Below are 22,706 nucleotides of genomic sequence, written 5' to 3'. Positions count from 1 at the left end.
CCCCGTTTTCCGCATCCAGAGGAGCCCGCCCATGAACGCCCCTGAACACAAGCACCTGCAGCTGGACGAGCAGGCCTTGCAACGCGCTCGCCAGCACCTGGACGAAGGCCCGGTCACGCCCAGCTACGGCCCGTGGCGCGACGACGTGATCCGCCTGCTCAACGACGCGCTGGCCACCGAGCTGGTCTGCGTGCTGCGCTACAAGCGCCACTACTTCACTGCGCACGGCCTGAACTCGCCCCGCATCGCCGAGGAGTTCCTCGAGCATGCGACGCAGGAAGCCGTGCATGCCGACCGCCTCGCCGAGCGCATCGTGCAGCTGGGCGGCGATCCCGACTTCAAGCCGGACTCGCTGACGAGCCGCAGCCACGCCGAGTACGACGAGAGCAAGGACCTCAAGGCCATGCTGCGCTCCAACCTGGTGGCCGAGCGCATCGCCGTCGAGGCCTATCGGCAGATGATCCAGCTGATCGGCGACAAGGACCCGACGACGCGCCGCATCCTCGAGGAAGTGCTCGCCGAGGAGGAGGAGCACGCCGACGACCTGGCCGACCTGCTGAGGGATTGAGCGATGCGCCGGCGCGTCGCGGCCCTGCTGCTGGTGCTCGGCGCGAGCTTCGGCCTCGTCGCCTGCGGCACGCCGCGTCCGCCGGTCAACGGCCGCGTCCCCGAACCGCCGGCGTCGGCGCCCGCGCTGACGCGGGTCGCCGCGCAGGTGGACGTCGTCGGGCCGCGCGGTCCGATGAACCAGGCCAGCCGCGAGCAGGCGCTGCGCGCGGCCGCCGCCCAGGGCAAGGCCGAGCTGCTCAAGCGACAGATCGCCGCCATGTCCTCGTTCGGCGATGTCGACCTCTACGCGGGCAATGAAGCGTCGCTGCTGGTCGACGGGCCGGCCACCTTCGCCGCGATGTTCGCGGCCATCGGCCAGGCGCGCCGGCAGATCGTGCTGGAGAGCTACATCATCGAGGACGCCGACGTCGCGCAGCGCCTGGCCGACCTCCTGCTGCAGCGCCGGGCGCAGGGCGTCGAGGTCGCGCTGATGTACGACGCCATCGGCTCGATGGGCACGCAGGACGCCTACTTCGACCGCATGCGCCAGGGCGGCATCGCCGTCTGCGCCTTCAACCCGGTCAACCCGCTCAAGCGCGCCCGGTATCACAAGATCACCCACCGCGATCACCGCAAGATCCTGGTCGTCGACGGCGAGACCGGCTTCACCGGCGGCATCAACATCAGCGCGGTCTACTCCTCCGGCTCGGGCGGCTTCGGCAGCCGGGGCTCGTCGCGGTCGCCCCGGCCGGCGGCGGCTGCCAGCGGCGCCGAGGGCCAGGGCGACAAGGACGGTGGCAAGGACGGCGACAAGGGCTGGCGCGACACCATGATCCAGGTGCGCGGCCCGGCGACGCGGGCGCTGCACACGATGTTCCGCGAGGTCTGGGCGCAGCAGCAATGCCAGGGCACGGTCACCGCGATCGAGCCGCCGGCCGGTCCGCCGCCCGGCCGCCAGTTGATGCGGGTGATCCCGTCGACGCCGCAGGACACCGAGAACCGCATCTACACGCTGCTGCTGGGCAGCATCCGCGCGGCGCAGCGCAGCGTGTACCTGACGATGGCCTACTTCGCGCCCGGCCAGGACATGGTCGACGCGCTGTGCCAGGCCGCCGGCCGCGGCGTCGACGTGCAGCTGATCCTGCCCTCGCGCAGCGACTTCTCGCCGGTCATGCACGCCGGCCGCAGCCATTACGAGCGCCTGCTGAAGTCCGGCGTCCGCATCCATGAATTGCAGGAGGCGGTGCTGCACGCCAAGACCGCGGTGATCGACGGCGTCGTCTCCACCGTCGGCTCCAGCAACATGGACTGGCGCAGCTTCGTCTACAACAACGAGGTCAACGCCGTCGTGCTGGGCGAGGACTTCGGCGACGCGATGACCCGCATGTTCGAGCGCGACCGCGCCGCATCGCAGGCCATCGACCTGCGACGCTGGCAGGACCGCGGCGTCTGGCAGCGCGGCAAGGAATTCTTCTCGAGGATGTTTGAACAATGGTGGTGAAGGACGCGCCCGCGGGCGAACCGGGCGGCATGCCGCCGGGACCGGCCCCTCGACGACATCGGCACCGGCACGGGTGGGCGATGGGCCTGCTCACGCTGCTGGCAATGCTGCTGGTGGCCATCGGCGTCTGCGAATGGCTGGGCTGGCCCTTCCTGCGCCGTCCGGCGGAGCAATGGCTGAGCCAGAAGCTGGACCGCCAGGTGCGCTTCGACGGCGTCGAGGGCCAGGACTGGCAACTGCGGCTGATCGGGCACCTGCGGCTGCGGGCGCACAGCGTCACCGTCGCCGGTCCGAGCTGGAGCACGCTCGGCGGCCCCACGCTGCAGGCGCAGGATGCCGCCCTCACGCTGCGCTACAGCGACCTGCTCGCCCTGCGCCACGAGGGCCAGGCCTTGCGCGTGAAGGCGTTGCGGGCCGGCGAGCTGGCGCTGCGGCTGGAACGCGATGTCGAAGGCCGCGCCAGCTGGCAGTTCGGCGATCAACCGCCGAGCGACACCCAGGTGCGAAAACGCCCCCGCGTCGACGGCATCCGCTTCGACCTGCTGGAGGTCCGCCAGGGCACGGCGCTGGTGGACGACAAGATCCAGCGGCTCTCGCTGCTCGCACGCTTCGCGCTGCGCGAGACCTGGACGACGGCGGAGCAGGCCGCCAGCGCCGCAGGCGCCGGGGCCTCGGGCGCGACCGCCCGACGCGCGTCGCCGGACTCGCCACCCGGCGTGGCCGCCCGCGCGGCCAGCGCCGCGGCGTCGGGCACGCGCCTGGCGGTCGACTTCGGCGAGCGCGTCGCGGGCAAGCCCAAGGGAGCGTCCGCGCCCGCTGGCGAGCCGGGCCCCGGGGAAGGCGGCCGCTATGGGGTGACGGCCCATGCCGAGGGCCACTTCCGCGACCTGCCGATCAAGGCCTCGCTGCAGACCGGCTCGGCGCTGCCCTGGCTCTCCTCCGACCCGAACGCGCCGGCCGTGCCGGTCACGCTGCGCGGCAACATCGGGCAGGCGCGGCTGAGTTTCGACGGCGAGGTGCGCGACCTGCTCGTCAGCCAGGGGCTGGCGGGCGACTACACCCTCAGCGGCCCGTCGCTGGCCGCGGTCGGCGAGCCGCTGGGCGTCACGCTGCCGACCACACCGGCCTTCTCGATGCGCGGGCGGCTTACCCGCGAGGGCACGCGCTGGACCACCGCGGTGCGGCAGGCCACGATCGGCAAGAGCCAGCTCAGCGGTGAATTCCAGTACGACAAGCCCGAGAACGCCGTGCCGACGCTGACCGGCGAGCTGCGCGGCCGCGAGCTCTGGCTGGCCGACCTGGGCCCGGCCGTCGGCGTGCCGGCCGAGCCGGGCGCCCCGCGGGCGAAAAAGGCCGCGTCGCGCGTGCTGCCGGACAAGCAGTTCGACCTGCCCTCGCTGCGTGCGATGAACGCCAACGTGAACGTGAAGCTCGCGCGCTTCGAGTCCGGCTCGGCCCTGCTGCAGGCGGCCGAGCCGCTGAACGCCCGCATCGTGCTGAAGGACGGCGTGCTGGAGCTGCGCGACATCGACGCCCGCGTGGCGCGTGGCCAGGTCGCCGGCCTGATGCGCCTGGACGGCCGCGAGCCCAAGGCCCGGTGGCAGGCGCGGTTGCGCGTCAGCGGCGTGCATCTGGAGCAGTGGCTGAACCTGGAGCGCAAGAACGGACAGCGCTGGGTGACCGGCGTGATGGGCGGACGCATCGCGCTGGATGGCGTCGGGCGCTCGACGGCGGAGCTGCTGGCCAGCGCCGACGGCCGCATGGTGCTGTACTGGACCGATGGCACGGTGTCGCACTTGATCGTCGAGGCTGCCGGTATCGACATCGCGCAGGGCCTGGGCCTGCTGGTGCGCGGTGACGACGCCCTGCAGGTGAACTGCGGCGTCGCCGATCTGCGGGTCAAGGACGGGATGGTGACGCCGCGACCGATGGTGGTGGACACCAAGGATTCGGTGGTGCTGGTCGACGGCGACATGTCGCTGGCCACCGAGCGGCTGAACCTGGTCGCCAAGGTCGATCCGAAAGACCGCAGCCCGCTGACGCTGCGCACGCCCTTGAACATCCAGGGGACATTGGGCGATCCGCGACTCAGCCTGCAGAAGGCCCCGCTGCTGCGCAAGCTGGTGCCGGCGGCGGTGCTGGGCGTGGCCGTGGCGCCGCTGGCGGCGATCGTGCCGCTGATCGACCTGGGCGAGGATCCAGACGATGAAAGCCTGCGCGCGCTGTCCGAATGCAACGCCCGGCTGGCGCCCGTGTCGAAGCGGAGGCCGGGATCGTGATAATGGGCGCCTCCCATCTGCCCACGCCCATGTCCACCGTTCCCGTCATCGATCCGACGCCCGGCACGCTGAACTGTTTCCTGGTCGAGGACAGCCCGCTCATCCGCGAGAACCTCGTGGCGACGCTGCAGGAGATGCTGGACCTGGCCGTCGTCGGCCAGGCCGAGGACGAGGCCGCCGCGCTGCGCTGGCTGCATGACGAGGCGGTCCCTTGCGACCTGCTGATCATCGACCTGTTCCTCAAGCGCGGCTCGGGCATGTCGCTGTTGCCCAAGGCCCGGCTGCTGCAGCCCGAGGCCAAGCTGATCGTGCTGACCAACTACGCCACCGTCGACATGCGCCAGCGCTGCGAGCAGCTCGGCGCCGACCGGGTCTTCGACAAGTCCAGCGAGCTCGACGAGCTCATCGCCTACTGCCTGGACCTGGCGTCGTCGAAGGCGTGAACCGCCACTGAAGTTCGCTGGTGGGCGTGAGGCCGCTGGCGCTCAGTGCGCCCCGCCCGCGTCCACCGGCGCGCCCATCTTCGGCGGGCGCTTGGTCAGCCAGACGAAGGCGATCAGCACCAGGAACAGGATCGCCGAGGCCAGGAAGATGTCGTCCGCCGCCCGGGTGAAGGCCTGCTGGTCGACCAGCCGGTTCAGGTAGGCCAGCGCCTGGTCATGGCTGAAGCCCTGGCGCTGCAAGGTCTCGATCGCCTGCGTCTCCGGCACGTCGCCCAGCGCCAGGCGCTCCGCCAGGTGATGGTGATGCAGCGTCGCGCGGTTCTCCCACAGGGTCGTGGAGATCGACGTCCCCATCGCCCCCGCCGTGATCCGGACGAAGTTGGACAGGCCCGCCGCCGCGGCGATCCGCTCCGGCGTGATACCTGACAGCGTCAGCGTCGTCAGCGGGATGAAGAAGAAGGCCAGCGCCCCGCCTTGCAGGATGGTGGGCACCATGATGGCGGCCAGGTCGGTGTCGGTCGTGAACTTGGAGCGCATGAACAGCACGATCGCGAACACGACGAACGCGAAGCTCGCCATCGCGCGCGGGTCCCACGTCGACACCTTGCGCCCCACCACCGGCGACAGCAGGATCGCCAGCACGCCCACCGGCGCCAGCGCGAAGCCCGCGGCCGTGGCGGTGTAGCCCATGTGCTGCTGCAGCCACAGCGGCAGCAGCACGACGTTGCCGAAGAACAGGCCGTAGGCGATCGACAGCACCGAGGCGCCGAACAGGAAGTTGCGCCGCGCGAAGAGCCGCAGGTCCACCACCGGATGGTCGTCGGTCAGCTCCCAGACGATGAACACCGCCAGACCCACGACCGCGATCACGGCCAGCGCGACGATCTGGTTCGACGCGAACCAGTCGAGCTCCTTGCCCTTGTCGAGCATCACCTGCAGCGAGCCGACCCACAGCACCAGCAGGGCCAGCCCGATGGTGTCGATCGGCAGCTTCTTCACCGGCGTCTCGCGCGTCCGGTAGATGCTCCAGGTCAGGCCGGCCGCGAACAGGCCGACCGGGACGTTGATGTAGAAGATCCACGGCCAGGTGACGTTGTCGGTGATCCAGCCGCCCAGCAGCGGCCCCACCACCGGCGCCACCAGCGTCGTCATCCCCCACAGCGCCAGCGCCGTGCCCGCCTTGTGCTTGGGATAACTCGCCAGCAGCAGCGTCTGCGACAGCGGGATCATCGGCCCGGCCACCAGCCCCTGGAACACCCGCGCCGCCACCAGCATCTCCAGCGAATGGGCGAAGCCGCACAGCCAGGACGCCAGCACGAACAGCAGCACGCTCATCGTGAACAGCCGCACCGCGCCGAAGCGCTGGGTCAGCCAGCCGGTCAGCGGCACCGAGATCGCGTTGGCCACGCCGAAGCTCGTGATCACCCAGGTGCCCTGCACCGGGCTCACGCCCAGATCGCCCGCGATGGCCGGCAGCGACACGTTCGCGATGGACGAGTCCAGCACATTCATGAAGGTCGCCAGCGACAGCGAGATCGTGCCCAGCACCAGGGCCGTGCCGGTCAGCGGCGGCGGCGCGGCCGGTGCGGCGGACGGCACGGGCGCCGGTGCCGCATCCATGGAAGTGGAATTGCTCATTGCACGCGCGTGGTGGTCGAGGCCGAGGTCGAGGTCCTGGCGGCGGCCGCCTTGCCGAGGTTGGCCGCGATGATGCGGTTCACCTGCTCGTCGGCGGCCTTCTCCTGCGCGTCGAAGATCGTCGTCTGCAGGCGCGGCGCGCTGGCGCCGGTCGCGGCGGCCAGCATCTGGCCGCCCTGCTCACGGACGTCGACCTGCACGTCCATCGACAGGCCCACGCGCAGCGGGTGCTCCTGCACTTCCTTCGGATCCAGCGCGATGCGCACCGGCACGCGCTGCACCACCTTGATCCAGTTGCCGGTGGCGTTCTGCGCCGGCAGCAGCGCGAAGGCCGCGCCCGTGCCGGCGCCCAGGCCCTGGACCGTGCCGTGGTACTCGGTCTTCTTGCCGTAGACGTCCGCCTCCAGCGTCGCCTTCTGGCCGATGCGCAGCTTGGCCAGCTGGCTTTCCTTGAAGTTGGCGTCAACCCAGACCTGCTGCAGGCCGACCACCGCCATCAGCGGCGCGCCGGCGGCCACGCGCTGGCCCAGCTGCACCGAGCGGCGCGCGACCCAGCCGTCCACCGGCGCGATCAGCTCGGCGCGCTGCAGCGCCAGGTAGCTCTCGCGCAGGCGGGCCGCGGCGCGCAGCACGTTGGGATGGTCCTCGACCTTGACGCCGTCCGTCAGCACCTGGTTGGAGGCCAGCTGGTCCTTCGCGGCCTGCAGCGCCGATTGCGCGGCGGCGGCCTGCGCGCGGGCGGCGGTCAGTTGCGACTGGGCGTGCTCCAGCTCTTCCTTGCCGACCGCGCCGGTGGCGATCAGCGGCTGGCGGCGGGCGACGTCGGCCTGCAGGCGCTCCATGTCGGAAGCGACGCGCTTGAGGTCGGCCTCGCGCACCTTGACCTGCGCTTCCAGGCCGCTGTTGTTGGCATACAGGGTGCGGACCTCGCGGACCGTCTGGGCCAGTTGCGCCTGCGCCTGCTCCAGCGCGACGCGGGCATCGACCGGGTCCAGGCTGACCAGCTTCTGGCCGGCCTTCACGAAGTCGGTGTCGTCGGCATAGACGGCGCGGACGGTGCCGCCCACCAGCGGCGTGATCTGCACGACGTTGGCCTGCACGTAGGCGTTGTCGGTCGTCTCGTAGCGGCGGCCGACGATCCATTCATAACCGCCATAGACCAGGCCGGCGACGATGACGGCGGCGGCGATGACGGTCAGGCCCTTCTTGCGGGCGCCGTTCTTGGCGGGAGCTTGCGTGTTGTTCGGGGGCGTTGCGCTCATGGTGTGCTCTGCGGAATGTCGTTGCGCGAAGGGCGCGGAAGTCGGAGGAAGGCTGGCGGCACGGGCTGCCGGCGTCCGGATGCGGGTTCGGTTGCTGCCTGCGGAAGCGTCCTGGCGGGACGGGCGTCAGCCGCGCCCGGCCGGCGCGGTCGGCGCGGGCGCCTCGGCGCGGCGGGGTTCGCTGTAACCGCCGCCCAGCGCGCGCATCAGGTTGATCTGCGCGTCGACGGTCAGCGCCTGCAGGTCGATGCGGCCGCGCTGCTGCAGCAGCTGGTTCTGCTGCGCGGTCAGCAGCGCCAGGCGACCGGTCAGGCCGGCGCGATGGCGTTGCTCGGCCAGCGCGGCCTGGCTGTCGGCGTTGGCCACCAGCGCGTCCTGCTGCGCGCCCTGCAGGCGCAGGGAATCCAGCGTCGTGACCTGGTCGCTGGCGTCGCGCACCGCGTCCAGCACGGCGGCGTTGTAGCTGGCGATGGCGGCGTCCTGCTCGGCAGCGCTGCCGCGCAGGTTGGCGCGCAGCCGGCCGCTGTCGAACAGCGGCAGGTGCAGCGCCGGGCCGGCGCCGTACTGGCGGCTGCCGCTCTTGAAGAGATCGTCCAGCCCGATCGAGTTCAGGCCGACGAAGGCCGTGAGGCTGACGCTCGGATAGAACTGCGCGCGTGCGACGCGGATGTCCTGGGCGGTGGCCTCGACCCGGGCGCGCGCGGCGGCCAGGTCCGGGCGGCGGCCCAGCAGATCCAGATGCGGCGCCTGGCGCCAGTCGAGCGCGGCCGGCAGCGCCGCATCCAGCGACGCGGTGGCCGTCGGCCCCTGCCCCGTCAACGCGGCGATCTGGTGACGCAACAGCGCCTGCTGCTCGCGCAGCACGACCTGCTGGCGCTGGATGTCGGGCAGCGGCGCTTCGGCCACGCGCAGGTCCTGGCCGTTGTCCAGCCCGGCGGCGCTGCGCTGGCGCACCAGGTCCAGGCTCTGGTCGCGCAAGGCCTTCTGCTGCTCCAGCAGGCGGCCTTGCGCCTGGCTGCGGGCCAGCGCGACGTAGGCCTTGGCGACGGCGTTGGACACGCTCAGCCGCGCGGCGGCCGCGTCGGCCTCGGCGGCGCGCTGCTGGCCCAGCGCCGCCTGCAGCGCGGCATCGTGCTTGCCGAAGAAGTCGAATTCGTAGCTCAGGCCGGCCTGGATGTTGGCCAGCGTCTGCACGCTGCCCGCCAGCGGCGGCGGGTAGATGCCGTGCTCGCTGAAGCGCTGGCGCGTCGCGTCGGCCTCGAGTTCCGCCGCCGGCCGCCGGGCCGCCTCGGCGTTCTCGGTCAGCGCCGCGGCGCGGGCGATGCGGGCCCGTGCCAGCGCCAGCGTCGGCGAGTTCGCGATCGCCTGGTCGACCAGCGCGTCCAGCTGCGGATCGCGGAAGGCCTTCCACCATTGCGCGTCGAGCGCCTCGGCCGGGCCGGCCTCGAGGCCCAGGCGCGCGACGGCCTCGTCGCCGTCGATCGGCCGGCCCGGCTCGGCCAGCTTGGGGATGGGCGCGCAGGCGGCGAGCACCATCAGCAGCGCCGCGCCCATGGCCAGCGCCAGCGTCGTGCGATGAAGGGATCGGGAGGTCATCGGGGGTTCCTCGGGACTGTTGTTCTTGTGAAGGGGGAGAGAGCAGCGGGAGATCGTCATCGACAGGTGCGGGTCAATCGTCCTTGTCCAGGATCGAGGTCTCGGAGCTCAGGCCCGCGTCGCGGATCGCATGGCCGTTGGCGACGACGCGCTGCAGCAGGCCGATCAGCGTGCGGAACTCGTGGTCGGTGAAGCCGGCCAGGTGATCGTTGAACACCTTGGACAGCACGCCCGGCGCGGCCGCCATCGCGCTCACGCCGACCTCGGTCAGCGACACCATCACCACGCGCCGGTCCTCGACCGAGCGCTCGCGGCGCACCAGGTTCTTCGCCTCGAGCCGGTCCAGCAGGCGGGTCATCGCGCCGCCGTCCATCGCCAGTTCACGCGCGAGCGCCGCGCTGGACATCGGGCCGTTGAAGCGCAGGCGCAGCATCGGCGCCCACTGGGCGTGGGTCAGGTCGTGCTGGCCCAGCATCTTGTCGGCCTGCAGCACCATCGACTGCTTGATCTGGCGCAGCAGCCAGCCCAGGCTGGGCTCGGAGGTGAAGCTGTCGGCGCTGTAGAAATCGGCGGGAGGCGGCAAGTTGGGGCTCATGGCTGGGCTTTCTGACTTCGGCTTTCCGGGAGGCAGGATGCGGAAAGACTTGATGACAATTATTGCTTAGGCAATGATTGCCTCGCCAATCACTGCCTGGGATGGGCTTTCTGCGGGTGGGGACTTTTCCGCCACACCGGCCCCCTAAACTGATCCGATGTCCGCCATGTCTCCCTCCTCGACGCGCCCGGGCGCCTCGACCACCCCCGCTTCGCCCCCCGGCACCGGCCCTTCGGCTGAGGCTCAGGCAAACGCCGTGCGCAGCCCGCCCCCCTTGCGGGCGATGGCGCCGGCGCTGTGGCCCTTCCTGCGGCCGTACCGGGGGCGGATCGCCGCGGCGATCGTCTTCCTGGTGATGGCGGCGGCGGCGACGCTGGTCTTCCCGATCGCGCTGCGCCAGCTGATCGACCAGGGCCTGGTCGCCGCCGACCCGGGCGAGCGGCTGATGGCGCTGCGGGAACACTTCCTCTGGCTGTTCGCCACCGGCGCGGCGCTGGGCGTGTTCTCGGCGCTGCGCTTCTATGCGGTGAGCTGGCTGGGCGAACGCGTCAGCGCGGACCTGCGCACCGCCGTCTACAGCCATGTGCTGCGGCAGAGCCCCGAATTCTTCGAGACCACCCAGACCGGCGAGGTCATCAGCCGCATCACCACCGACACCACGGTGATCCAGAGCATCGTCGGCTCCAGCCTGTCGATGGGGCTGCGCAACCTGATCATGGGCGTGGGCGCGGTGGCGCTGCTGATCGCCAGCAACCCGTGGGTGATGACGCAGGTGCTGGGCATCCTGGTGCTGGTGGTGGCCCCGGCGATGTTCTTCGGGCGACGCGTGCGCCGCCTGTCGCGGGCGAGCCAGGACCGCGTCGCCGACACCAGCGCGATCGCGGCGGAGATGCTCAACGCGATCACCGTCGTGCAGTCGCACGCGCAGGAGACGCGGGAGGCGGCCCGGTTCGATGCCGCCAGCGAGGCCGCCTTCGACACCGCCCGCAAGCGCACCCGGGTGCGCTCCTTCCTGGTCGCCTTCATCATCACCGCCACCTTCGGCGCGCTGCTGTGGGGCCTGTACCAGGGCACGCAGGCGGTGATGGCCGGCCGGATCAGCGCGGGGCACCTCGGGCAGACGGTGGTCTACGTGATCCTGCTGGTGTCGTCGGTGGCGGTGCTGGCCGAGGTCTGGGGCGACCTGCTGCGCGCCGCGGGCGCGACGGAGCGGCTGATGGAGCTGCTCGCCGCGCAGTCGCCGGTGGCGGATCCGGCCGCGCCGGTGGCGCTGCCCGCGTCGACCGGCCCGGCGCGCGTCGCCTTCGAGCAGGTGCGTTTCCACTACCCGTCGCGGCCGGACCGCGCCGCGCTGGACGACTTCAGCCTGCGCATCGAACCCGGCGAGACCGTCGCGCTGGTCGGCCCCAGCGGTGCCGGCAAGAGCACCGTGCTGCAGCTGCTGCAGCGCTTCTTCGACGTCCAGTCGGGGGCTTTGCTGCTGGACGGCGTGCCGGTGGACCGGCTGCGGCTGGCGGACTTGCGCTCGCGCATGGCGCTGGTCCCGCAGCAGAGCGTGATCTTCTCGGCCAGCGCGCTGGACAACATCCGCTATGGCCGTCCGGACGCGAGCCGCGAGGCGGTCATCGCCGCGGCGCGGGCCGCGCATGCCGACGAGTTCATCCGCCAGTTGCCCCAGGGCTACGACAGCTTCCTCGGCGAGCGCGGCGTGCGCCTGTCCGGCGGCCAGCGCCAGCGCATCGCGATCGCGCGGGCGATGCTGCAGGACGCGCCGCTGCTGCTGCTCGACGAAGCCACCAGCGCGCTGGACGCCGAAAGCGAGCGACTGGTCCAGCAGGCGCTGGACGAGGCGATGCGCGACCGCACGACGCTGGTGATCGCGCACCGGCTGGCGACGGTGCAGCGCGCCGACCGCATCGTGGTGATGGACCACGGCCGCATCGCCGAGCAAGGCACGCATGCCGAGCTGGTGGCGCGTGGCGGGCTGTATGCGCGCCTGGCGGCGCTGCAGTTCAATGCCTGACGCCCGGCGGGGCTCCCCGGCTTCTCTAGAATCGCGCCCCATGACCGCAGACACCACCGCCGCACGCCCGGTGCGCAGCCAGTACGAAGACTTCATGCGCCACGTGTACGAGCACGGCGTCGCCAAGGGCGACCGCACGGGCACGGGCACGCGCAGCGTCTTCGGGCATCAGATGCGCTTCGACCTGAACGAGGGGTTCCCGCTCGTGACGACGAAGAAGGTGCACCTGAAGTCGATCATCCTGGAGCTGCTGTGGTTCCTGCGCGGCGACTCCAACGTCAAGTGGTTGCAGGAGCGCGGCTGCACGATCTGGGACGAGTGGGCGCGCGAGGACGGGGACCTCGGGCCGGTCTACGGCGTGCAGTGGCGCAGCTGGCCCAAGGCGGGCGGCGGCCATGTGGACCAGATCGCCGAGGTGGTGAAGCAGCTCAAGACCAACCCGGATTCGCGCCGGATCATCGTCTCGGCCTGGAACGTGGCGGAGCTGGACCAGATGGCGCTGATGCCGTGCCACGCCTTCTTCCAGTTCTACGTGGCCGACGGCAGGCTGTCCTGCCAGCTGTACCAGCGCAGCGCCGACATCTTCCTGGGGGTGCCCTTCAACATCGCCAGCTACGCGCTGCTGACGCAGATACTGGCGCAGCAATGCGGGCTGGGCCTGGGCGATTTCATCTGGACCGGCGGCGACTGCCACATCTACGCGAATCACTTCGAGCAGGTGCGGACGCAGCTGGAGCGCGCGCCCCTCCCCTACCCGACGATGCACATCAAGCGCCAGCCGGCCTCGATCTTCGATTACGAGTTCGACGACTTCGAGCTGCGCGACTACCAGCACCACGCGGCGATCAAGGCGCCGGTGGCGGTGTGACACCCAGGGCGCGTTCCTGGTGATGCGGTCGGCGAACTCGCGATCAAGCGCGAACTCAGGGCGTGGGGAATGGACGCCATGCGGATCGACAACCGATTCGCATGGCAAGCGGGCGCCCGGCGATCGCCGGGCCATTGCTCATCAATACGAGTAGCTCACATACACCGCCCCCACCGGCGAGGTCGCGCGGCGCGTCAGGGGGCTCTTGCGCGCGTCGCCGAGGAGGCGCTGCGCGCCGACCATGCCGGTGATGCTCCAGTCCGATGAGAGCTTGTGCTGCCAGCTCACGCCGCCTTCGGCCATGTGGGCGCCGGCCTTGGGCGTGAACACCGCATAACCCGAGCGCGCCGACTGCGCGGCGGTCACGCCGTGATAGGTCTGCATGTACTTCTTGTCCGCCGCGTTGGCCGACACCGACAGCACCACCGTGTTCCTGCCGCCCGACAGCACCGTGGCCGCCGCGCCGAAGCTGTAGAGCGCGCCGTTGGTCCGCGCCGTGATCGGCTGCTCGGTGGCGATCTGCAGTTCGAGCCAATCAGTCACCGCATAGCCCAGCGTCAGGTGCGCCGTGGCGCTGCCCTTCACCTCGCCCATGCCGCGCAGGTACTTGCTGCCGCTGCTGCCGCCCAGTCCCTTGGTCTCCTTCTCTTCGCGCTTGCCGCGGTAGCCCAGCGCCGCGCTGTAGCTCAGGCCGCCGGTCGATCCCGCATAACCCAGGCCACGCTGCGTGCTCAGGAAGAAGCCGCTGGCATGCGCGTACTCCACCCCCAGCAACGGCGCGACGAGGTGCTCGTCCGAACCGGCATAGCGCGTGGCGACGGCCACGCCACCCTGGACGACGATGGTGGACGTCGGCGCGGATGCGGACGCCGATGCGGGTCCGGTCTGCGCCTGGGCCGCGGCGCACAGCGGCAGCAGCAGGAGGGCGGTGGTGATGGGGGTGAGGGGGAAACACTTCATGGATGTGGTCATGTCGATCATGGGAAAGAACACCGCCGCCCGAGCACTGGAGCGCCAGACGGGGCCTGGAACGCGTCGGCAGTGTCAAAGCGGTCCATGAAGCCGACCTTTTCCACGCATGAAGAAAGCATGAAGCGCCGCGCGGCGCAGCGCGTGCCGGGTCGCGGTGCTGGTCCAATGGCCGGCATGAAGATGCAGCTCATCGGGGCCTCACGCGTGCGCGACTTCACGCGCGCCCTCACCCAACCCAGCCTGGTGCGGCGGCTGCTGATCGCGCAGATGCTGCTGCTGACGCTGCTGTGGTCGGCGGGCGCGGGCTACCTGCTGAGCCAGGGCGCCCGGCCGCTGCTCGACACCCGCAAGCTCTACGAGACTATCAATGCGATCGCCGACGAGCTGGCCGACGATCCCGACCGCCGCCAGCGCGTGCTCGACCGCGCCCACGAGGCGATCGTCGAGGACTACGACGCGATCAACGACCCGCTGCCGGGCTTCGTCGTCCAGCAGCACGGGCGCATCGTGTACCGCAGTCCGAAGGCGCCCGACTTCGTCCCCGAAGGGCCGCTGGACCGCCAGTTCCCGCTGCGCCTGGGCGGCGTCGCCTACGTCGCCAAGACCATGCAGGCGCCCTCGGGGACGCGCACGACCATGTTCGCGCGCAACCAGGGGTGGAACGTCTTCATCACGATCTACTCCAAGGGCTTCTACCTGCTGCCCCTGCTGATCAGCCTGCCCATCCTCGTGGTGCCGGCCTGGCTGTCGATCCGCCTGGCGATGCGTCCCTGGAGCGCGGTGGCGCGCGAGATGGCCCGGCGCGGCCCGCAGGACCTGACCCCGCTCGCCTATCGCGAGGGCCATCGCGAACTGGCGGTGATGGTGGAGGCGATCAACGGCTGGATGCGACGCGTCTCCGACAGCAGCGAGCGCGAGCGCGTCTTCGTGGCCGACGCGGCGCACGAGCTGCGCACGCCCCTGGCGGCGATGCTGGTCAACGTCGAGGCGCTGCGCGCCGATGCGCGCGACGAGCGGGAGCGCCAGCTGATGGCCGGCGTGCTGAGCAGCGGCCATCGCGCGTCGCGCATGGTCAACCAGTTGCTCCGGTTGATGCGCAGCGAGGCGCCCGGCGCGGAGCGGCGCGAGCGCATCCGCCTCGACCGCCTGCTGCAGGACCGGCTGGCGGCCCTGTCGCCGCTGGCGTCGGCGCGCTCGGTCGAGCTGGAGCTGACCGCGGCGCCCGACCTGTGCGTCGAGGGCCAGCGCGGCGCGCTGGAGTCGCTGGTCGACAACCTGGTCGAGAACGCCGTCAAGTACGGACCGGCGGGCGGTACGGTGCGCGTCGCGCTCCGGCAGGCGGCCGGCGAGGCGCTCCTCACCGTGGCCGACGAGGGTCCGGGCATCCCGGCCGCGTTGCGCGTGCGGGTGTTCGACCGCTTCTTCCGGGACCCCGCGCAGCGCGAGCCCGGCAGCGGCCTGGGACTGTCGATCGCCCGCGCGGTGGTGGAGGGCCTGGGCGGGCGCATCGCGCTGCACGACGCGCGGGGCGGCGGGCTGCTGGTGCGGGTCGCGCTGCCAATGCCCCGGGAAGCGCGCGGACCGCGCTGAGCCCGGCGCGCTCGGAACTTCCGCTTGTCCTACACGCGCGCGCACTCCTCTCCGGCAGAGACGCGTGCGAAGCCTGGGTACCGTTCACGGCAACGTTTCAGAGAGATGCCATGACCACCAACCCGCCGATCACCGCCGCCGACCGTCTGCTCAGCCGCCCCTTCGAGCGCCCGCTCGACCCCTCGCTTGATCGCGCCACCCCGGCGTCTCAAGCCGCGCCTCGCGCCGACGAGGTCGAGCGGCAATGCTCCGCGCGGCGCCTCAGCGACGCGGCCTTGGACGCGATCGCCGAGCTGGCCGTGCTGACCGACAACACCGACGAAGCCACCCTCGAATCGGCCTGCCGCCAGGCCATCGCGCAGGATCCCTGCCACGTCGAGTCCTTCGCCCGGCTGACCACGCTGCTGAGCCGCCAGGGCCGCCATGACGAGGCGCTCGAGCTCATCGACCAGGCGGTCGGCTGGTGTGGCGACATCGCCGCGCTGTACCACTTCGCCGGGTGCGTGCTCGAGAGCGCGGGTCGCCTGCCGCAAGCGATCGCCTCGTTCGAGCAGGCCCTGGACCTCAACCCGGCGCTGGCCGAATCGCATTACCGCCTCGGCGCGCTGTGCGAGCGGCTCGGCGAGCCACGCGCGTCGGCGGCGCACTTCCGCGTCTATCGCCGCCTGGTCGACGAGAACCGCTCGAACCAACGCCTGAGCTGAAGGCGGGGCGAGATCGGTGCTGAGTCAAGCGCGCGGAGCGGGACTAGCGCCGCAGTCAGCGCCCTGCGCGAGCAGGCCGCCCGTTAGCATCCGCGCATGACCGCTTCCGCCCCATTGCCCGCCGCGGGCCCGCTGCACATCGGCATCGTCGGCTGTTCCGCCGAAGGCGCCGCCCTCTGTTACCGCACGATCTGCGCCGAAGGCGCGGAGCTGCTCGGCCCGCACGCGCACCCCGAGCTCAGCCTGCACACGCCCTCGCTGCACCGCTATGTCGAGGCGCTGGATCGCGGTGACCGCGAGGCGGTCGCGGCGCTGATGCTCGACTCCGCGCATCGTCTGCAGGCCGCCGGCGCGCAGCTGCTCATCTGCCCGGACAACACCATCCACCAGGCCTTCGACCTGGTCGAGCCGCGCTCGCCGCTGCCCTGGCTGCACATCGCGCGCGTCGTCGCGGACGAGGCGCGCCAGCGCGGTTTCCGCCGCGTGGGCGTGCTGGGCACGCAGTGGCTGGTGCGCAGCGAGGTCTATCCCGAAGCGCTCGCCGCCGCCGGCATCGAGGCGATCCGGCCCAGCGACGCGTGGCGCGACGAACTCGGCGCGCGGATCATGGACGAGCTGGTCCCGGGCCGCGTGCAGCCGGGCACCGTCGAGCGCTTCCAGCGCGCGATCGATGCGCTGCGCGAGCGTGGCTGCGACGCCGTCGTACTGGGCTGCACCGAGATCCCGCTGATCATCGGCGACGCCAACGCGTCGCTGCCCACGCTCGATTCGACCCGCCTGCTGGCGCGCGCCGCCCTGCGGCGGGCCGTCGCTCAATAGCGCTCGGGCACGAACATCTGCGGCGGCACCGGCTGGCGCGCGTAGTCGTCATGCCGCTCGCGCTCGGGCAGGCGGACCTCGGCGCGCTCCACCTCGTGGTACGGGAAGTGGTCCAGCAGGTGCTGGATGCAGTTGAGCCGCGCGCGTTTCTTGTCGTCCGCGGCCACCACCCACCAGGGCGCCTCGGGGATGTGGGTGCGTTCCAGCATCACCTCCTTGGCGCGGGTGTAGTCCTCCCAGCGCCGGCGCGACTCCAGGTCCATCGGCGAGAGCTTCCACTGCTTGAGCGGATCGTGGATGCGGCCCAGGAAGCGCAGGTGCTGCTCCTCGTCGCTGATGGAGAACCAGTACTTGATCAGCGTGATGCCGGAGCGCACCAGCATGCGCTCGAACTCGGGCACCGAGCGGAAGAACTCCTCGACGTCGGCCTCCGAGCAGAAACCCATCACCCGCTCCACGCCGGCGCGGTTGTACCAGCTGCGGTCGAACAGCACGATCTCCCCCGCCGCCGGCAGGTGCGGCACGTAGCGCTGGAAGTACCACTGCGTGCGCTCGCGGTCATTGGGCGCCGGCAGCGCGACGACGCGGCACACGCGCGGATTCAGGCGCTGGGTGATGCGCTTGATCGCGCCGCCCTTGCCCGCCGCGTCGCGGCCTTCGAAAAGGATCACCACCTTCTGGCGGGTGTGCTGCACCCAGTCCTGCAGCTTCACCAGCTCGCGCTGCAGCCGGAACAGCTGCCGGAAGTAGGCGATGCGCTCGCCGTGCGCGCTGTCGCCGTCGCCCTCGTCGAGCGCGCGCAGCGCCTCGTCCACGTGGCGGTCCTCGATCTCGAGTTCCAGCTCCTCGTCGTAGCCGTCCTGCAGGTCGCGGCGGATGCGCTCGACAAGCGCGTCGTGATCGGAGGCTGGGCTCATGGTGCGGCAAGGGTCGGAGCTGGGGACCGGCCATCATTCGCGGCGCGGGTGACGGCTTCGTGACGGACCGGAGCGCGCCCGCCTCCGCCTCCGCCTCCACCGCCTCCACGCCGCGACGCCGCGACGCCGCAAGGCCTACCTTCGTACAGGTCGCGCAGACGAGGGTCGGATGGCCGCGCGCCGCCGCGTTTGATGTGATCGCCTCCGCATTCACAGCCTCATGCGGAGACCTGATGTTCAAGAAGTCCCTTCCTCCCGCCGTGACCGACGCGGCCTCCACCCCGGCCCTGCTGGACGCGTCGACCACGTCGACCCCGACGCCGGACACGTCCGCCGCCCGCGACGCGGCGGGCCGGCGGCGCTTCCTCGCCACGTCCGCTGCCGCCGGCGCGACCGGCCTGGGTCTGCTGTCCGCGGCCGGTGCCGCGCGCGCCGCCGGTGCCGCCCCGACCGGCGCCGTCACCTTCTCCGGCGGCGACACCACCGCCCTCACCACCGCCGTCCCGATCGGCGATTTCTCCGTCCGGCGCTTCCGCATCGACATCCCCGATGCCGCGCTGGCGGACCTGCGCCGCCGCATCGCCGACACCCGCTGGCCCGACCCGGAGCTGGTGCCCGATGGCTCGCAGGGCATCCAGCTCGCGCGGCTGCGCGCGCTGTGCGACTACTGGAGCCGCAGCTACGACTGGCGCCAGGTGGAGCGCCGCCTCAATGCCCTGCCCCAGTTCATCACGCAGATCGACGGCCTGGACATCCATTTCCTCCACATCCGCTCCAGGCACGCCAACGCGCTGCCGCTGGTCATCACCCATGGCTGGCCGGGCTCGATCCTGGAGATGCTCAAGACCATCGGCCCGCTGACCGACCCGACCGCGCACGGCGGCCGGGCCGAGGACGCCTTCCACCTGGTCATCCCGTCCATCCCCGGCTACGGCTTCTCCGGCAAGCCGCGCGAACTGGGCTGGGGCCCGGAGCGCGTCGGCCGCGCCTGGGACGTGCTGATGAAGCGCCTGGGCTACAGCCGCTACGTCTCGCAGGGCGGCGACCACGGCTCGGTGATCTCCGACGCGATGGCGCGGCTCAAGCTCGACGGCCTGCTCGGCATCCACGTCAACATGCCGCCCACGGTGCCGCCCGAGCTGGTCAAGCCCATCAACGCCGGCGATCCACCGCCGCCGGGGCTCTCCGACGCAGAGCGCACCGCCTACCTGACGCTGAGCCGCTTCTTCGGCCGCAACGCCGCCTACGGCGCGCTGATGGTCACCCGGCCGCAGACCATCGGTTATGCGCTGTGCGACTCGCCGGCGGCGCTGGCCGGCTTCATGGTCGAGAAGATCATCGAGTGGACCGACAGCGGCGGCGAGCCCGAGCGCGTCCTGAGCAAGGACGAGATCCTGGACGACGTCAGCCTCTACTGGCTGACCAACACCGGCGCCTCGGCCTCGCGCTTCTACTGGGAGAACAACAACAACAATTTCAGCGCCGCGCACCAGCGCACCACCGAGATCACGATCCCGGTCGCCGTCACCGTCTTCCCGGGCGAGATCTACCGCGCGCCGCGCTCGTGGACCGAGCGCGCCTATCCGTCGCTGGCCTACTTCAACGAAGTGGACAAGGGCGGCCACTTCGCGGCCTGGGAACAGCCCGAGCTCTTCGCCCGGGAACTGCGCGCCGCCTTCCGCCGGCTGCGCTGAACGCCGAGCGCTGAACGTCCGGGCGGCGACGGGCGGCGACAAGTGGTGACAGGCGGAGCCGGACTCTCCGCGCAAGGCACCTCGTCGCCCGTAAACTCGCGACCCGGGCCCACCTCGCCTTCGCGTCGCGGGCGCCTCCCCGACGTTTCCGCCCCGCTTCGCCGCCGTTCCCCATGCCTCATCTCACCCTCATCGCCGCGCTCGATCGCGCGCGCGGCATCGGCCGCGACAACGGCCTGCTGGTCCGCCTGCCCGAGGACATGGCGCGCTTCAAGGCGCTGACGCTGGGCCACACGGTGATCATGGGCCGCAAGACCTGGGACTCCATCCCCGCCAGGTTCCGCCCGCTGGTGCAGCGGCGCAACCTGGTGCTGTCGCACCAGCCAGGACTACGGCTCGACGGCGCCGAGGTCTTCGCCACGCTGGACGCGGCGCTCGATGCCTGCGGTGCCGACGAGGCCGTCTTCGTCATGGGCGGCGCGCAGGTCTATGCGCTCAGCCTGCCGCGCGCCGATGCGCTGGAACTGACCGAGATCGACGCCCGCTTCGACGCCGACGCCTTCTTCCCCGCCGTCGACCCGCAGGTCTTCGCGCCGGTCTCGCGCGAGCGCCATCACAGCCCCGCCGACCGCGGCCACGACTGGGACTACGACTTCGTCCGCTACGAGCGCCGCCGCTGAGCGGGCGTCCTGGCCCTCGACCGCGGGCCGGTCGCGCCCGAGGCCCGACCGTCTTCCCGCCTCCTTTCCGTCTTCCGACTTCACGCCCCCCTACTCCCATGTCCGGCAATCACTTCCACGTCCACGGCCCGCACGACCACGAGCTCGAACACGCCGCGCACCACGAACCCAAGGGCCTGGCCGGCCAGTTGGCCGTGATCACCGCGGTGCTGGCGACGCTGGGCGCCTTCTTCTCCTACATGGGCGGCGCCACGCAGGCCAATGCGGGACTCTTCAAGAACAACGCCGCGATCACCAAGACCGAGGCCGCCAACCGCTGGAACTACTTCCAGGCCAAGAGCAGCAAGCAGAACCTGGCCGAGTTCGCGCTGGACCTGACCGCCAGCGACGAGCAGAAGGCGAAGTACCGCGAGAAGATCGCCCGCTACGAGACCGAGAAGAACGAGATCAAGGCGCAGGCCGAGAAGCTCGAGGCCGAGTCCACCGAATGGGACCGCCGCAGCGACGACCAGCTGCACCTCCATCACCGCTGGGCGCAGGCAACGACCGCGCTGCAGGTGGGCATCGCGCTGGCCGCGATCGCGCTGCTGACCAAGCGGCGCTGGATGGAGTACGCGACGCTGGGCGCCGGCGCGATCGGCATCGGCCTGGGCATCGCGGCCTGGCTGCACGTCTGAGCGCCGCGGCCCGGCACGACGACGCGCCGCCCGGCCCCTCAAGTTCTGCCGCGGGCGGCCGATAGCGAAGGGATCACCGTCGCCGCCACCAGAGCGACGGGACACCGCCGCCAGGGAGGCGCTTCGCATGAACTTCATCGCCTCGGCGGGCCCCGGCCTGCTGGACCGGCTCGCCGCCAGCCGCGCGGCCGCCTCGTTCCGCCCCGCGGGCGTGTCCTCGCGCGCCGCCGACGCGGTCTCCTCGTCGGCGCCATCCGCAGGCACGCGCGTGACTCTGGACGCCGCGACCGCCGACGCCGCCGTGTATGCGCGGCCCTCGGCGCCCGGCGCCGGACCGCGGCGCGTCTGGGCCAAGGCCGGTGACGACGGCCTGAGCGAGCTGATGTCGCGCAACAGCGGCAAGGAAGCCCACACGCTGTCCGACCGCTGGCGCGGTCTCGGCGGCGCGCTGCTCAAGCAGTTGGCCGACACCGGCGAGCGCTACCGCCAGACGCTGGCGGACGTCGTGCCGGCGCTCCCGGACGCCGGCGCGACCGATCCGGCCGCGAGCGCCGCAAACGCAGAAGGCACCGGAAGCGCCGACCCCGCCGCCGCGGCCGCTGCCCTGCAACAACAGGCGCTGTCCGGCGTCGCGACCAACGCCACGACGGTGAGCCTGAAGGTGCAGACCCGTTCCGGACAAACCGTCGAGCTCAAGATCGGCGTGAACAGTGGCGAATCGGGCGGCACGCGCGGCCTGCAGGTCGAGGTTTCGAGCTCCGGGCCGCTGAGCGGCGCCGAGCGCGACGCGCTCGCCCTGCTGTCCGACGGCCTGGACCGTGCCCTGGAGGGCCTGGGCGACGGCGTTCCGACGCTGGACCTGTTAGGCCTGACGGGCTTCGACGCCGACGGCGTGCTGACCGGCCTGGACCTGCGCATCGACCACCCCGACGCCTCGGCCGACCGGCCCGGCCAGTTGCGTTCGTTCTCGCTGCAACTGGGCGCCGAGAAGAAGTCGCTGTCGCTGCGCACCACCAGCGGCGAGATGGCGCTCGAGGTGGACGCCGCCGCCACGTCCCGCACGACCACCGGCGCGCCGGCGAGCGGCAGGCGCTGGTCGGCCATCGACCAGTTGCTCCAGCAGGTCGATGCCGCGGCCGAACGCAGCCACGCGGACGCGGCGATGACGAAGTCCTTCAAGGACGCCTTCCGGCAGCTGCAGGCTCCGCCCGCGGATCCAGACGAGACGCGACGCGTCGATGACACCCGGCGTCCCGATGCCGGCGAAGGGCGCGGGCGTCCGCAGGATGCGGCCTCGCTGCTGGCGGTCCGCCACGCGGCGAATACCGGGAGTTCAAGCGGCGCCGGCACTGCCGCCAAGGCCACGACCGCCGCGAAGGGCGGCGCCGTGGACGCCCTCGACCCCAGCGCGATGGCACCGATGAGCGACGGGCTGCGCGCGCAGGCGCAATCGCTGCGGAGCGGCCTGGCGGACTTCCAGGCCAGCTTCAGCGCCGATTCGCAGCGGACCAGCCGCATCGGCAGCGTCCAGGAGGCCGGCCATGCCGACTACCGCATCGGCCAGACGACCAGCGAGCGGCCCAACGCGGCGACCGGCGGCCGCTCGATCACGCAGACGCAGACCGAGACGCTGAGCGCCAGCTTCCAGAAGTCGCGCACCTACACGCTGGACCGCGCCGGCGGCAACTATGACGCCACCACCGTCGAGGACAGCAAGACCGTCACCACGCTGATCGACACGACGCGCGACTCGATCTCGCGCGCGATGCGCAGGACCGACGAGCAGCGGCGCAAGACCTTCACCGAGGTGGAGAACCACCGCGCCGCCTCGCACCAGGAATGGCCGGATCAGCGTAGCGTCGTGGAGCGCCTGCGGTAAGCGGCCGCGCGTCGCGTTGA

At 71.5% G+C, this 22,706-nt stretch carries 19 protein-coding genes; 13 read left to right on the top strand and 6 right to left on the bottom strand.

Translation table 11 applies throughout. The features are described from left to right. Window positions 1-31 precede the first annotated feature (31 nt). From FHT37_RS05180 to FHT37_RS05165, 4 genes are all read left to right on the top strand, one after another. Window positions 32-568, top strand: coding sequence for a bacterioferritin (locus FHT37_RS05180; protein ID WP_091724420.1), 537 nt, complete (start codon window positions 32-34; stop codon window positions 566-568). 3 nt (window positions 569-571) lie between these two features. After that, window positions 572-2,050, top strand: coding sequence for a phosphatidylserine/phosphatidylglycerophosphate/cardiolipin synthase family protein (locus FHT37_RS05175; RefSeq protein ID WP_183479266.1), 1,479 nt, complete (start codon window positions 572-574; stop codon window positions 2,048-2,050). A gap of 80 nt (window positions 2,051-2,130) precedes the next feature. Further along, window positions 2,131-4,329 carry an AsmA family protein gene (locus FHT37_RS05170; protein WP_183479264.1) on the top strand — a complete coding sequence of 733 codons (2,199 nt, stop codon included), beginning with the start codon at window positions 2,131-2,133 and terminating at the stop codon, window positions 4,327-4,329. A 29-nt stretch (window positions 4,330-4,358) separates the two neighbouring features. Next, window positions 4,359-4,772: a response regulator transcription factor gene (locus FHT37_RS05165; RefSeq protein ID WP_091725252.1), complete on the top strand. Its 414-nt coding sequence runs from the start codon at window positions 4,359-4,361 to the stop codon at window positions 4,770-4,772. A 42-nt stretch (window positions 4,773-4,814) separates the two neighbouring features. Here the strand turns inward: FHT37_RS05165 and FHT37_RS05160 are convergent, their stop codons facing one another. The 4 genes from FHT37_RS05160 to FHT37_RS05145 all read right to left on the bottom strand — a co-directional run bounded on the left by FHT37_RS05160 (window position 4,815) and on the right by FHT37_RS05145 (window position 9,863). After that, the gene (locus FHT37_RS05160) at window positions 4,815-6,410 is read right to left on the bottom strand and encodes a DHA2 family efflux MFS transporter permease subunit (protein ID WP_183479262.1); all 1,596 of its coding nucleotides are present in this window, start codon (window positions 6,408-6,410) and stop codon (window positions 4,815-4,817) included. Beyond that, the gene (locus tag FHT37_RS05155; RefSeq protein WP_091724416.1) at window positions 6,407-7,672 is read right to left on the bottom strand and encodes an efflux RND transporter periplasmic adaptor subunit; all 1,266 of its coding nucleotides are present in this window, start codon (window positions 7,670-7,672) and stop codon (window positions 6,407-6,409) included. Before FHT37_RS05155 ends, FHT37_RS05160 begins: the two co-directional genes overlap by 4 nt. Before the next feature lie 126 nt (window positions 7,673-7,798). Beyond that, entirely contained in the window at window positions 7,799-9,268 is a 1,470-nt protein-coding gene (locus FHT37_RS05150) for an efflux transporter outer membrane subunit (protein WP_183479260.1), read from the bottom strand. Between the two features lie 73 nt (window positions 9,269-9,341). Further along, window positions 9,342-9,863, bottom strand: coding sequence for a MarR family winged helix-turn-helix transcriptional regulator (locus FHT37_RS05145; protein WP_091724414.1), 522 nt, complete (start codon window positions 9,861-9,863; stop codon window positions 9,342-9,344). 166 nt (window positions 9,864-10,029) lie between these two features. On the opposite strand from FHT37_RS05145, the gene FHT37_RS05140 reads away from it, so the two are divergent. Together FHT37_RS05140 and FHT37_RS05135 are read left to right on the top strand one after the other, a co-directional pair. Continuing rightward, a complete protein-coding gene (locus FHT37_RS05140) occupies window positions 10,030-11,886 on the top strand; it encodes an ABC transporter transmembrane domain-containing protein (protein ID WP_183479258.1) in 1,857 nt (618 codons plus the stop codon). Window positions 11,887-11,926: 40 nt separating this feature from the next. Next, window positions 11,927-12,754 carry a thymidylate synthase gene (locus tag FHT37_RS05135; RefSeq protein WP_183479256.1) on the top strand — a complete coding sequence of 276 codons (828 nt, stop codon included), beginning with the start codon at window positions 11,927-11,929 and terminating at the stop codon, window positions 12,752-12,754. A gap of 141 nt (window positions 12,755-12,895) precedes the next feature. Here the strand turns inward: FHT37_RS05135 and FHT37_RS05130 are convergent, their stop codons facing one another. Further along, window positions 12,896-13,714, bottom strand: a complete 819-nt coding sequence (locus tag FHT37_RS05130; protein ID WP_183479254.1) for a MipA/OmpV family protein — start codon at window positions 13,712-13,714, stop codon at window positions 12,896-12,898. Window positions 13,715-13,843: 129 nt separating this feature from the next. On the opposite strand from FHT37_RS05130, the gene FHT37_RS05125 reads away from it, so the two are divergent. The 3 genes from FHT37_RS05125 to FHT37_RS05115 all read left to right on the top strand — a co-directional run bounded on the left by FHT37_RS05125 (window position 13,844) and on the right by FHT37_RS05115 (window position 16,839). Then, a complete protein-coding gene (locus FHT37_RS05125; protein ID WP_221210957.1) occupies window positions 13,844-15,316 on the top strand; it encodes a HAMP domain-containing sensor histidine kinase in 1,473 nt (490 codons plus the stop codon). A 110-nt stretch (window positions 15,317-15,426) separates the two neighbouring features. After that, the gene (locus tag FHT37_RS05120) at window positions 15,427-16,020 is read left to right on the top strand and encodes a tetratricopeptide repeat protein (RefSeq protein ID WP_091724410.1); all 594 of its coding nucleotides are present in this window, start codon (window positions 15,427-15,429) and stop codon (window positions 16,018-16,020) included. Between the two features lie 96 nt (window positions 16,021-16,116). Next, window positions 16,117-16,839, top strand: coding sequence for an aspartate/glutamate racemase family protein (locus FHT37_RS05115; protein ID WP_183479250.1), 723 nt, complete (start codon window positions 16,117-16,119; stop codon window positions 16,837-16,839). Here the strand turns inward: FHT37_RS05115 and ppk2 are convergent. Continuing rightward, window positions 16,833-17,756: a polyphosphate kinase 2 gene (gene ppk2, locus FHT37_RS05110; protein WP_183479248.1), complete on the bottom strand. Its 924-nt coding sequence runs from the start codon at window positions 17,754-17,756 to the stop codon at window positions 16,833-16,835. The genes FHT37_RS05115 and ppk2 overlap by 7 nt on opposite strands. Window positions 17,757-17,989: 233 nt before the next feature. Between ppk2 and FHT37_RS05105 the strand changes: the two genes are divergently transcribed. The 4 genes from FHT37_RS05105 (at window position 17,990) to FHT37_RS05090 (ending at window position 22,686) form a co-directional block, all read left to right on the top strand. Further along, the gene (locus tag FHT37_RS05105) at window positions 17,990-19,450 is read left to right on the top strand and encodes an epoxide hydrolase family protein (protein ID WP_183479246.1); all 1,461 of its coding nucleotides are present in this window, start codon (window positions 17,990-17,992) and stop codon (window positions 19,448-19,450) included. A 173-nt stretch (window positions 19,451-19,623) separates the two neighbouring features. Continuing rightward, the gene (locus FHT37_RS05100; RefSeq protein ID WP_183479244.1) at window positions 19,624-20,130 is read left to right on the top strand and encodes a dihydrofolate reductase; all 507 of its coding nucleotides are present in this window, start codon (window positions 19,624-19,626) and stop codon (window positions 20,128-20,130) included. Between the two features lie 98 nt (window positions 20,131-20,228). Further along, a complete protein-coding gene (locus FHT37_RS05095; protein ID WP_091724405.1) occupies window positions 20,229-20,807 on the top strand; it encodes a DUF4337 domain-containing protein in 579 nt (192 codons plus the stop codon). A gap of 127 nt (window positions 20,808-20,934) precedes the next feature. Further along, entirely contained in the window at window positions 20,935-22,686 is a 1,752-nt protein-coding gene (locus tag FHT37_RS05090; RefSeq protein ID WP_183479242.1) for a hypothetical protein, read from the top strand. The last annotated feature ends 20 nt before the right edge of the window (window positions 22,687-22,706 follow it).

The organism is Mitsuaria sp. BK037 (assembly GCF_014193045.1).
Taxonomy (GTDB): domain Bacteria; phylum Pseudomonadota; class Gammaproteobacteria; order Burkholderiales; family Burkholderiaceae_C; genus Roseateles.
Note: the sequence above shows the minus strand (reverse complement) of the source record. Positions and strands in the feature narration are given on the sequence as shown.

Coding starts and splice junctions, on each gene's coding strand:
- FHT37_RS05100 (WP_183479244.1), top strand. CDS start 19,624: ATGCCTCATCTCACCCTCATCGCCGCGCTCGATCGCGCGCGCGGCATC.
- FHT37_RS05160 (WP_183479262.1), bottom strand. CDS start 6,410: ATGAGCAATTCCACTTCCATGGATGCGGCACCGGCGCCCGTGCCGTCC.
- FHT37_RS05180 (WP_091724420.1), top strand. CDS start 32: ATGAACGCCCCTGAACACAAGCACCTGCAGCTGGACGAGCAGGCCTTG.
- FHT37_RS05170 (WP_183479264.1), top strand. CDS start 2,131: ATGGGCCTGCTCACGCTGCTGGCAATGCTGCTGGTGGCCATCGGCGTC.
- FHT37_RS05105 (WP_183479246.1), top strand. CDS start 17,990: ATGTTCAAGAAGTCCCTTCCTCCCGCCGTGACCGACGCGGCCTCCACC.
- ppk2 (WP_183479248.1), bottom strand. CDS start 17,756: ATGAGCCCAGCCTCCGATCACGACGCGCTTGTCGAGCGCATCCGCCGC.
- FHT37_RS05130 (WP_183479254.1), bottom strand. CDS start 13,714: ATGAAGTGTTTCCCCCTCACCCCCATCACCACCGCCCTCCTGCTGCTG.
- FHT37_RS05120 (WP_091724410.1), top strand. CDS start 15,427: ATGACCACCAACCCGCCGATCACCGCCGCCGACCGTCTGCTCAGCCGC.
- FHT37_RS05095 (WP_091724405.1), top strand. CDS start 20,229: ATGTCCGGCAATCACTTCCACGTCCACGGCCCGCACGACCACGAGCTC.
- FHT37_RS05135 (WP_183479256.1), top strand. CDS start 11,927: ATGACCGCAGACACCACCGCCGCACGCCCGGTGCGCAGCCAGTACGAA.
- FHT37_RS05150 (WP_183479260.1), bottom strand. CDS start 9,268: ATGACCTCCCGATCCCTTCATCGCACGACGCTGGCGCTGGCCATGGGC.
- FHT37_RS05165 (WP_091725252.1), top strand. CDS start 4,359: ATGTCCACCGTTCCCGTCATCGATCCGACGCCCGGCACGCTGAACTGT.
- FHT37_RS05115 (WP_183479250.1), top strand. CDS start 16,117: ATGACCGCTTCCGCCCCATTGCCCGCCGCGGGCCCGCTGCACATCGGC.
- FHT37_RS05125 (WP_221210957.1), top strand. CDS start 13,844: ATGAAGCGCCGCGCGGCGCAGCGCGTGCCGGGTCGCGGTGCTGGTCCA.
- FHT37_RS05140 (WP_183479258.1), top strand. CDS start 10,030: ATGTCTCCCTCCTCGACGCGCCCGGGCGCCTCGACCACCCCCGCTTCG.
- FHT37_RS05090 (WP_183479242.1), top strand. CDS start 20,935: ATGAACTTCATCGCCTCGGCGGGCCCCGGCCTGCTGGACCGGCTCGCC.
- FHT37_RS05155 (WP_091724416.1), bottom strand. CDS start 7,672: ATGAGCGCAACGCCCCCGAACAACACGCAAGCTCCCGCCAAGAACGGC.
- FHT37_RS05175 (WP_183479266.1), top strand. CDS start 572: ATGCGCCGGCGCGTCGCGGCCCTGCTGCTGGTGCTCGGCGCGAGCTTC.
- FHT37_RS05145 (WP_091724414.1), bottom strand. CDS start 9,863: ATGAGCCCCAACTTGCCGCCTCCCGCCGATTTCTACAGCGCCGACAGC.